7 protein-coding genes and 2 pseudogenes are annotated in these 9,916 nt (G+C 63.6%); 2 read left to right on the top strand and 7 right to left on the bottom strand.

The window, feature by feature from the left end:
- Together H928_RS26450 and H928_RS0106270 are read right to left on the bottom strand one after the other, a co-directional pair.
- A pseudogene (locus H928_RS26450) lies at positions 1-581 on the bottom strand (hypothetical protein); the annotation flags it as partial.
- Positions 582-732: 151 nt separating this feature from the next.
- Positions 733-1,944 (bottom strand): ABC transporter substrate-binding protein, encoded by a 1,212-nt coding sequence (locus H928_RS0106270; RefSeq protein ID WP_027010617.1) that lies wholly within the window; start codon positions 1,942-1,944, stop codon positions 733-735.
- Positions 1,945-2,156: 212 nt separating this feature from the next.
- On the opposite strand from H928_RS0106270, the gene H928_RS0106265 reads away from it, so the two are divergent.
- A complete protein-coding gene (locus H928_RS0106265; RefSeq protein ID WP_021025724.1) occupies positions 2,157-2,435 on the top strand; it encodes a hypothetical protein in 279 nt (92 codons plus the stop codon).
- Positions 2,419-4,455 (top strand): VC_2705 family sodium/solute symporter, encoded by a 2,037-nt coding sequence (locus H928_RS0106260; RefSeq protein WP_021025723.1) that lies wholly within the window; start codon positions 2,419-2,421, stop codon positions 4,453-4,455. Before H928_RS0106265 ends, H928_RS0106260 begins: the two co-directional genes overlap by 17 nt.
- Positions 4,456-4,555: 100 nt before the next feature.
- Here H928_RS0106260 and H928_RS0106255 read toward each other — a convergent pair whose 3' ends face one another.
- The 5 genes and pseudogenes from H928_RS0106255 to H928_RS26440 all read right to left on the bottom strand — a co-directional run.
- Positions 4,556-4,909 carry an FKBP-type peptidyl-prolyl cis-trans isomerase gene (locus H928_RS0106255; RefSeq protein ID WP_021025722.1) on the bottom strand — a complete coding sequence of 118 codons (354 nt, stop codon included), beginning with the start codon at positions 4,907-4,909 and terminating at the stop codon, positions 4,556-4,558.
- Positions 4,910-5,022: 113 nt separating this feature from the next.
- Positions 5,023-5,328, bottom strand: coding sequence for a helix-turn-helix domain-containing protein (locus tag H928_RS0106250; protein WP_027010615.1), 306 nt, complete (start codon positions 5,326-5,328; stop codon positions 5,023-5,025).
- A 307-nt stretch (positions 5,329-5,635) separates the two neighbouring features.
- The gene (gene fdhD / locus H928_RS26445; RefSeq protein ID WP_052329793.1) at positions 5,636-6,466 is read right to left on the bottom strand and encodes a formate dehydrogenase accessory sulfurtransferase FdhD; all 831 of its coding nucleotides are present in this window, start codon (positions 6,464-6,466) and stop codon (positions 5,636-5,638) included.
- 139 nt (positions 6,467-6,605) lie between these two features.
- Positions 6,606-9,071, bottom strand: coding sequence for an RNA polymerase sigma factor RpoD (rpoD, locus tag H928_RS0106240; protein WP_027010614.1), 2,466 nt, complete (start codon positions 9,069-9,071; stop codon positions 6,606-6,608).
- Between the two features lie 352 nt (positions 9,072-9,423).
- Positions 9,424-9,916: pseudogene (locus H928_RS26440) on the bottom strand (DNA primase); the annotation flags it as partial.

The following is a 9,916-nucleotide window of genomic DNA, read 5'->3' as shown; positions in this document are numbered from 1 at the left end:
GCGCTGCTGGCTTCGGCGGCCGGTGCCGTGCTTTTTTGCGCCTCGCGGTTGCGCAGGATGGGCGGCTGGGGCCGGGGTTCGCGCTCGCGGAACACCGCCACCCCAATCACGCCAATATCGCGCGGCCGGCCGGTGCGTGCGGCATACGCGTCTTCGCTGTGCGAGAAGTAGAAGGCCGCCACCTGCTGGTCGCTCTTGCGCCAGCCTGCAATGGCCCATTGCTGGCCGCTGCCCAGCACATAGCCATCGTCGGGCACGGCCGCCGCAGTCTGGCCGCTGATGGCATTGATGCCATCAATGCTGAGCACAGCCAGGATGCGGCCCCGGCTGCGGTTGTTGATATCGACCGCATAGCTGCTGCCCGGCTGGCCTGCCACCCAGTACTCGCCCTGGTGGTAGTACAGCGGCAGGCGCTGGCCGCTGCTGCGGTCAATGATCTGCACATCGGCTATCGGAGTGGCCTGCGCGGGCAGGCTGCCCAGCAGGCTGCTGGCAAACAAGGTCAGCGAGGCCAGTGCGTGGAGGCTACGGGGCTTGCGTGCGCGGCACGAAGCAGGGGCGGGTTGGAGGATGGTGTGCATGGCAGGGCGCTGCAGAAGTGGTGGTCTGCCCTGAATCGCGCTGCCCGCCCGCAAGGGGTTAAAGGACCCCGCCTGCAATCGTATTTATTTGTAAGTCGCCTTGGCAGGTGTACTTGCAGGCGCTCCCACGGCGCCTGCGCCGCAACCGCGCTTACTTCTGCGTGACCAGCGAGCAGGTGCTCTTGGACAGTGGCTGGAAGGCCTGCTCGCCCGGGATGGTGTCGAGGATCTTGTAGTAGTCCCAGGGGCCCTTAGATTCCTTGGGCGTCTTCATCTGCACCAGGAACATGTCATGCACCATGCGGCCATCCTCGCGCACATAGCCGTTTTGCGAGAACATGTCGTTGATCTTCATGGTCTTGAGCTGCTTGGTCACGGCCAGGCCGTCGTCGGTGCCCGCCGCCTCGATGGCCTTGAGGTACTGGGTGACGGCCGAGTAGACACTGGCCTGGTTCATCGAGGGCATCTTCTTCATGCGGGCCTGGTATTTTTTCGCCCATTCGCGCGAGGCATCGTTGCGGTCCCAGTAGAACGCGGTCGCAAAGGTCAGGCCCTGGCCCAGCTCCAGCCCCATCGCATGGGCATCGTTGATGTAGATGAGCTGGGGCACAAAGGTGAGGTTCTTGGTCATGCCAAACTCGCGCGCCGTCTTGATGGAGTTGACGGTGTCCTGCGTGGCATTGGCCAGCGCAATCACCTGGGCCTTGCTGGCCTGGGCCTGCATCATGAAGGACGAGAAATCGCTGGCATTGAAGGGGTGGTAGACGGTGCCCAGCACCTTGCCGCCCCCTTCCTTGACGAAGTCGGTGACCGTGGCTGCCGTCACCTTGCCGTAGGCGTAATCGACGGCCACGATGTACCAGTCCTTCTTGCCCTGGGCCAGGATACTTTGCACCGCCGACTTGCCCAGCGAGTACGAATCGACCGTGTAGTGGATCGAGGTGGGGCCGCAGAATTCATTGGTCAGCCCGGTGGACAGCGCGCCCGTGCTGATGGCGACCTTGCCGCGCTCCTTGGCCATCGTGAACACCGCGCCGGCGATGGCCGAGTTGTTGATGTCGACGATCATGTCCACGCCTTCGGCATCCCACCACTGGCGTGCCTTGGTGCCGCCGATATCGGCCTTGTTCTGGTGGTCGGCAAAGACCACTTCCACCGGCTTGCCCAGTACCTTGGCGCCAAAGTCTTCGACCGCCATCTTGGCCGCCTCGACCGAGCCTTTGCCGCCCGAGTCTGCGTACTGGCCCGACATGTCGCTGAGCACGCCGATCCTGACCTTGTCATCGGAGATGCCGGCGGCCTGGACGGCCAAGGTGGCGCATGCCAGCAAGCTGGCAGCAGCGGTGGATGTGCGAAGGGTCATGCTTGTCTCCTGTCTGTTTTTTGTCGTCGTTGGCAGTGCCGGGCTTTGCTGCAGCGCGGCCCAGGCCTGTGCAGGCATTATCAAAAGCGATGTCGCGGGTGATCACGGTGCTTCCCCTAGTGCGCTGGGCAAACCAGTCCCATCTGCGACAAAATGCAAGAATGCTGGCTGCAGCCCGCTGCTGTCTCAGTCATTCGGCTTGAAAGGCCCCGATGGATTCCTCGCACCCCAACCCTGCCCCTTTTGAACCCATGCCGCTCAACGCGATGAAGCTGCTGGTCTTGCTGGTGCTGGTGCTCAGCACCTTTGGCGGCCTGTACTGGGCGCCCGAGATCGATGCGATCTGGGGCCATGGCACGGCCTACCTGTATGGGGCATCGGTGCTGCCGGTGCTGTATGTGCTGCTGGTTGCCGGCTATGCCTTGTACATGCACGGCCATCCGGAGAAAGACGTGCAGGTTGCCCGCACTGACCATGGCACGAAACCATAAGTTCTTTGTGCTGTACCTGCTGGGCCTGGGCTGCTTCATCGGCCTGGTGGCCTGGGCCGAGCGCGCCGGTCTGTCGCGCCAGTGGATCGGGCCGCTCTTTCTGTTTGTGCCGGTGATGATGTATGCGGCCATTGGTGTCTGGGGGCGCACGGCCGATTCGGAGGAGTACTACGTCGCGGGGCGCCGCATTCCGCCCCTCTACAACGGCATGGCCACGGCGGCCGACTGGATGAGCGCGGCGTCCTTTTTGTCGCTGTCAGGTGCGCTGTATTTGCAGGGCTTTGCCGGCACCAGCCAGCAAGCCGGGGGACTGGCCTATCTGCTGGGCTGGAGCGGCGGCTTTGTGCTGGTGGCGCTGCTGATTGCGCCGCAGCTGCGCGCGCTCAATCTCTACACCTTGCCTGATTTTTTCCAGCTGCGTTATGGCGGGCGCTGGCCGCGCGTGATTGCCGCCGTCGCTGCGGTGATGTGCTCGTTTTCCTATGTGGTGGCGCAGATCTATGCGGTGGGCCTGATCGCCTCGCGGCTGACCGGTGTGCAGTTCGAAATCGGCATCATGCTGGGCCTGGGCGGCGTGCTGGTCTGCTCCTTTCTGGGCGGCATGCGCGCCATCACCTGGACCCAGGTCGCGCAGTACGTGATGATCCTGCTGGCCTTTCTGATTCCGGTCTCCTGGCTGGCCTACCAGCGCCTGGGCAGCCCGGTCGCCGCCGTGGCCTACACCCAGGATCTGGGCAAGATCGCCGATTACGAGAAGGGGCTGCTGAGCGATTCGGCCGAGCGCGATGTGGAGCTGGTGTTTTTGCAAAAGGGCATGCTGTATGAATCGCGGCTGCGCAATATTCCCGCCGCACTGGAGGCCGAGCGCACGCGCCTGCAGGAGAAGGTGCAGCAGCTGCGCATCAGCAATGCCGACCTGAACCAGGTGCTGGCCGCTGGGCGCGAGCTGGCAGCGCTGCCGCAGGACGAGGCGAGCGCGCGCGAGCTGTGGACGGCGGCTATGCGTGAGAACTATGCCCGCGCCCAGCCGCTGGGCGGCATGCCGCAGCACACCTTGCCCTATGCGCCGATGCTGGGCTCCGAGCAAAGCGCGCAGGAGCAGGAAAGCCTGTCGCGGCGCAACTTCATGGCGCTGATGTTCTGCCTGATGCTGGGCACCGCCGGTCTGCCGCATCTGCTCACCCGCTACTACACCTTGCCCAGCCCGGCCGCTGCGCGCAGCTCGGTGGTCTGGACCCTGTTCTTTGTGGTGCTGCTCTACACCAGTGCGCCGGCGCTCGCGGCTCTGGTCAAGCTCGAGGTGATGCAAGGCCTGGTGGGCAGCCATTTCGATGCACTGCCGGCCTGGATTGCGCAGTGGACACGCATGGACAACGCCTTGCTGTCGATCGAGGATGTGAACGGCGACGGCATTGTGCAGTGGGGCGAGATCCACCTGGGCGCCGACCTGATCATGCTGGCGACGCCCGAGCTGGGCGGCCTGCCATTTGTGGTCTCGGGCCTGGTGGCGGCCGGCGGGCTGGCCGCTGCGCTATCGACGGCCGACGGTCTGCTGCTGACCATCAGCAATGCGCTGGTGCGCGATCTCTACCTGGTCGAGCGGGGCAAGTCGGTCACGCCGCAGCAGCGCGTGATTCTGTCCAAGTTCACCTTGCTGCTGGTGGCGCTTGCGGCCGCGGCCGTCGCCTCGGTGCGCAGCTCGGGCATTTTGGTGCTGGTGTCGGCCTCGTTCTCGATCGCTGCTGCGGCCTTTGTGCCGGCCATGCTGCTGGGCCTGTACTGGCGCGGCGCGACGCGGCGGGGCGCTGTCTGCGGCATGGCTGCGGGCCTGGGCATCACCTTGTACTACATGGTCGTCAATATGCCGATCAACAGCCTGGCGCCCGGGGCGCAGGCCTCCGCCCATCTGTGGTGGGGCATCCAGCCCACGCTGGCGGCGGTGTTTGGCGTGCCATTGGGCGTGTTCGTGACCTGGGCGGTCAGCTGCTGCACCAGGCAGTCCGCGCCCCTGGCCAAATAGCCTCCACCAGGCGGGCCCGGATATGAAAAAACTGCACAGGCTGGGGGCCATGTGCAGTTTTTGGGACGGTGTGGATCACAGGCCAGGGGCCCTGCGTCGCTTAGACCTTCAGCAGTTCCACGTCAAACTTGAGCGTGGCGTTGGGAGGAATCACGCCGCCTGCGCCGCGTGCACCATAGCCCAATTCAGCGGGGATGATCAGCGTGCGCTTGCCGCCCACCTTCATGCCCTGCACGCCTTCGTCCCAGCCCTTGATGACCATGCCGGCGCCCAGGGGGAACACGAAGGGGTCATTGCGGTCCTTGCTGGAGTCGAACTTGGCGCCTTGCTCGCCATTGTTGAAGAGCCAGCCGGTGTAGTGCACGGTGACTTGTTGGCCCTTGGCCGCTTCGGCGCCGGTGCCAACTTCCGTGTCTTCGTACTGCAGGCCGGAGAGGGTGGTGACGGTGGTCATGTAAATCCTTTGTGAGTGCTTTGCTACCAGCAGCGATCATACCCGCCTGCCAAACACAGAGCCCGCACAAGGCGGGCTCCAGGGGGCAAAAAAGGGCCTCGGCGGGCAGGAATTTACTTCTTGGTCTGCGCTGCCACCCAGCGCGTGGCAAAGGCCTGCACATCGGACAGGCGCTTGAGCAGGTCCTGCCCCGAGGGGGTGACGGTGTAGCCGTCGCTGTTGTGGTCGAGAAAGCCCGCCTCGCGCAGCTCCTTGATGCGGGTGTTGAGCGTGTTGGGCGTAATGCCGCCCACGCTGTCTTGCAGCAAGCGGAAGGTCTGGGGATGTCCGTCCCGCAATGCCCAGAGCACACGCAAAGCGTAGCGGCACTCCAACCGCTCGAAGAGCTGGTTGATGGCGGTGTTTTCCTTGGCGCTCATGTAAGGGTCTCCTTGCGCTGTGTTGAGGAGCGAGGCCCAGGCCTTCGCATGCAAATCCACTGAGAGGGTGCGATCAGCGTCGCGGCAACATCTGCTACAAGTTTAATAGCTCTTCATCCACGATGTATAGGCGCAGCTGACGATTGGACCCAGGCGGCAGCGGAAGTGTTGTTCAATTGCTACGGTTTTTGAGTGTGCAAAGGCCGTCCGCAAGGCGCTGCAGCGCAGAAGTGGCACCTGTGCGCAGCCGGGCGGGCGCCCGGTTTTATAGCGGTCTGGCAGCTGTCTGGTGCCAGTCTGGAACTTGTCAGAGGGCGCTGTAGCGCACCACACGGGGGCCCCGGCACAGGCCAAACAGGCGCATGCCGGCCTGGTTGGCCACCTGGATGGCGAGCGTGGTGGGCGCGGAGATGGTGGCCAGCACCGGCAGGCCCATGCGGGCGCATTTGCGCACCAGCTCGTAGCTGGCGCGGCTGGTCATCACCACCAAGCCGGGCTGGCCCAGCATCTGCTGCTGCGCCATATGGCCCAGCAGCTTGTCCAGTGCGTTGTGGCGGCCTACGTCCTCCAGCGCCACCTGCAATTGCCCAGCCGGCGTGGCCCAGCCGGCGGCATGGACGGCGCCGGCCTGCTGGTTGAGCAGCTGCAGCTGGGGCAGCTGAGAAAACGCCGTCTGCAAGGCCGCCAGATCCACGCGCTGGGCCCAGTCGGGCAGCTGCGGCAGGGGCTCGGGCACCAGATCGAGGGCGTCCATCGAATCGATGCCGCAGATGCCGCAGCCGGTGCGGCCGGTGAGGGCGCGGCGCCGCTCCTTGAGGCGCACAAAGCAGCGGCTGGCGATCTGCATCTCCACGCTGATGCCCGGTGCTTCCGGGTCGGTGCCGCAGGGCGCCAGCGGCTGCACCTCGATGCCATAGCAGTCGGCTGCCTGGTCGATGATGCCTTCGGACAGCGCAAAGCCCAGTGCAAACACTTCCAGGTCCTGCGGGCTGCACATCATCACCGCATGCGAGATGCCGTTGAACACCAGCGCCACCGGTACTTCGGCCGCAACCGCATCCAGCCGCGAGACCGAGGCCTCCGGCGTGATCACGGTGGCGGGCAGGGGCTGGACGGCGCGGGGCAGATCGGAAGGCATGGCGCTGATTGTGACGCAAAGCGAATGACGGCGTCTGCGCCGTGGGCAGGCGCGCCCAAAAACAAACCCCGCCGAGGCGGGGTTGGGTGGCAAGACCTGGGTCTTGCGATCCGCAGGTCTTGCAGGGCTGGGCAAGCGCTTAGATGAAGCTGCGCAGCTTGTCCGAGCGGCTGGGGTGCTTGAGCTTGCGCAGCGCCTTGGCTTCGATCTGGCGGATGCGCTCGCGCGTCACGTCAAATTGTTTGCCCACTTCTTCCAGCGTGTGGTCGGTGGACATTTCAATACCGAAGCGCATGCGCAGCACCTTGGCTTCGCGCGGGGTCAGGCCATCCAAGATGTCCTTGACGACGTCGCGCAGGCCGGCCTGCATCGCCGCATCGACCGGTGCCGTGTTGGCGCTGTCTTCGATGAAGTCGCCCAGGTGGCTGTCGTCATCATCACCGATCGGCGTTTCCATCGAGATCGGCTCTTTGGCGATCTTCATGATCTTGCGGATCTTGTCTTCCGGGATCTCCATCTTCTCGGCCAGGATGGAGGCATCGGGCTCGAAGCCGAACTCCTGCAAGTGCTGGCGGCTGATGCGGTTCATCTTGTTGATGGTCTCGATCATGTGCACCGGAATACGGATGGTACGGGCCTGGTCCGCAATCGAGCGCGTGATCGCCTGGCGAATCCACCAGGTCGCATAGGTCGAGAACTTGTAGCCGCGGCGGTATTCGAACTTGTCCACGGCCTTCATCAAGCCGATGTTGCCTTCCTGGATCAGGTCCAGGAACTGCAGGCCCCGGTTGGTGTACTTCTTGGCAATCGAGATCACCAGGCGCAAGTTCGCCTCGATCATTTCCTTCTTGGCATTGCGCGATGCGCGCTCGCCGTCGTTCATGCGCTTGTTGATGAGCTTGAGCTCATCGAGCGGCACCACCACGCGGGCTTGCAGATCGATCAGGTTCTGCTGCAGCTCCTGCACCGGCGGGATATTGCGGCCCATGATGGCGCTCCAGCTGTTGCCCGCTTGCGCTTCCTTCTCGATCCATTGCAGGTTGAGCAGGTTGGCAGGGAACAGTTGGATGAACTTCTCCTGGGGCAGACCGCACTTCTCGACAATGATCTTGCGCAGGGCACGCTCTTTCTGGCGCACGCTGTCGACCTGCTCGCGCAGCATGTCGCAGAGCTTCTCAATGGTCTTGGCGGTGAAGCGGATGGTCATCAGCTCGGCCGACAACTGGCCCTGCACCTTGGTGTACTGGGCCGTGCCGTAGCCGCTCTTGTCATAGGCGGCGTGCAGCTGCTCGAACAGCGACTGCAGCTTGGCAAAGCGCGACAGCGCCTCGTTCTTCAGCTCTTCCAACTTCTTGGTCAGCGCCTTGGAGCCGCCCTTGCCGTCGTCGTCGTCTTCTTCGTCGTATTCGTCGAAGTCTTCTTCGGCCACGTAGTCGTCGTTTTCGTCGGCGTCGGAGAAGCCGTCCACCACGGTGGAGATGACGACCTTGCCTTCGCGGATCTCTTCGCCCATCGCCAGAATCTCGGCAATGGTCGCGGGCGATGCGCTGATGGCCAGCATCATGTCCTGCAGGCCGCCTTCGATGCGCTTGGCGATTTCAATTTCGCCTTCGCGGGTCAAGAGCTCGACCGTGCCCATTTCACGCATGTACATGCGGACCGGGTCGGTGGTGCGGCCGAACTCGGAATCCACCGTCGACAAAGCCGCTTCGGCTTCTTCTTCGGCTTCTTCTTCGGTGGTGGCGGACTGGCCGGTGTTGTTCAGCAGCAGGGTCTCTGCGTCAGGCGTCTGTTCGTAGACGGCCACGCCCATGTCGTTCAACATGGAGATCACCACTTCCAGCGTCTCGGCATCGACCAGCTTGTCGGGCAAGTGGTCGGAGATTTCGGCGTTGGTCAGGTAGCCACGGGTCTTGCCCAGCTTGATCAGGGCCTTGAGGCGCTGACGGCGGGTGGACATTTCCTCTTCGGTCAGCACGGCTTCGTCCAGGCCGAACTCCTTCATCAAGGCGCGTTCCTTGGCCTTGGAGACCTTCATGCGCAGCGGCTTGACCTTTTCGGTCGGAGCGTCTGGCGATGCGGAGACCTCTACGACCTCTTCGCTGTCGCCCGCGATGTCCTCTTCGATGTCCGAGAAATCGGTATCGTCGATATCTTCATCGCCCTTGTCCTTGGCTTTGGCCTTGGTGGTCTTGGCGGCGGTCTTGCGCGGCGCCTTGGGCTTGTCGTCTTCGGCCTTGGCGGTCTTGGCCTTGGTCGCAGTCTTGGTGGCGGCCTTGGCCTTCACCGGGGTATCTTCTTCGGCGGCTTCACTTTTCTTGGCGGCGCGCTTTTTGGGGGCACCTGCGTTGAGCAGGGCATCGGCTGCCTTGAGCAGTTCGGCCTGGGACAGGCGTTGTTTTTCGGACACGGAGCTAACCTTCTTCGTCGCTGCCTTGGCTGGGGTGGGCGCAGCACTGGCTTTTACGGTTTTGCCTGCTGCAGCAGTAGCGCGTTTGGCCGCCGGTTTGGCGGCAGGGCTGGCTGCTGTAGCTTTGGCACTTTTGGCCGCGCTGGTGGTAGTGGACGACTTGACGGACGACTTCGCGGACTTTGTAGCTGGCATGGACACCCTCAGAGCAAAGAGAACACACAAAGAAAACTGGCAAGCGCCATCACCGGCGCATTGAAACTGCAGTGGTCGATCGCCACAAAACTGTGGCGGTCAACGCGGCTGCACGAGGCGCTAAGCCTCAAGGCAAGATGTGGGGGCGAACATTTGGAATGCAGTCCTTGCGGTATTTTGGGCACTTGCGCTGGTGGCAAATCGCATGATTCTTCATACGGGCCCGGTCCGGAGGTGCTGCTGTCGCTCTTGCCGATGTGTCAAATATTATACCTTTTTGGCCAATGTCAAGGGCCTGTGCGGCAATCGGGGCAAATATTTTTATATGCCCTCTGGGTATTTGGAGCCGCGCCTATTTATTGACCTGGCGCTTGAGCAGGCCGATACGGTGGAAATTGCTCTGGTAGCGGCGCAGCGCCTGCGGGTCGGAAGCCTGGGTGACCAGCTGGCGGTTTTGCTCTTCGAGCTGGTCGAGCACGATGCGGCTGAGGGAGTCGCGCAGCTCGGCGCGGATCTCATCGAGCGGGCCGTCAATCTGGGCATGCTGGCCCCGCATCAGCGCGGTGGCGAAGGCCTCGACCGCATGGCCGCGCAGGTGCTCGCGCAGCACCGCCCAGGACTGGGCGCCGTGGGCCAGGAACTGCTGCTCCACCCAGGCGAACAGCGGCCCATGGGGGGCGGGCAACTGGGCCAGGGTGGCGGCGTCCTCGGGCGAGAAATTCTCCAAAAAGGCCATGTGCGACAGCAGCAGGCGCGCGGCCTGGTCTTCGCGGGTCACAGCCACGCTGGGCATCGGCGGTTGCGGCTCGGGGCGGGGCTGCCAGCCGCCTTTGCGGCCTCCCTGG

It is taken from the genome of Comamonas sp. B-9, assembly GCF_000410635.1.
Classification (GTDB): Bacteria; Pseudomonadota; Gammaproteobacteria; order Burkholderiales; family Burkholderiaceae_C; genus Comamonas.
This window is presented reverse-complemented; position numbering and strand designations above follow the sequence as displayed.

Coding starts and splice junctions, on each gene's coding strand:
- H928_RS0106255 (WP_021025722.1), bottom strand. CDS start 4,909: ATGACCACCGTCACCACCCTCTCCGGCCTGCAGTACGAAGACACGGAA.
- H928_RS0106250 (WP_027010615.1), bottom strand. CDS start 5,328: ATGAGCGCCAAGGAAAACACCGCCATCAACCAGCTCTTCGAGCGGTTG.
- fdhD (WP_052329793.1), bottom strand. CDS start 6,466: ATGCCTTCCGATCTGCCCCGCGCCGTCCAGCCCCTGCCCGCCACCGTG.
- H928_RS0106265 (WP_021025724.1), top strand. CDS start 2,157: ATGGATTCCTCGCACCCCAACCCTGCCCCTTTTGAACCCATGCCGCTC.
- H928_RS0106260 (WP_021025723.1), top strand. CDS start 2,419: ATGGCACGAAACCATAAGTTCTTTGTGCTGTACCTGCTGGGCCTGGGC.
- H928_RS0106270 (WP_027010617.1), bottom strand. CDS start 1,944: ATGACCCTTCGCACATCCACCGCTGCTGCCAGCTTGCTGGCATGCGCC.
- rpoD (WP_027010614.1), bottom strand. CDS start 9,071: ATGCCAGCTACAAAGTCCGCGAAGTCGTCCGTCAAGTCGTCCACTACC.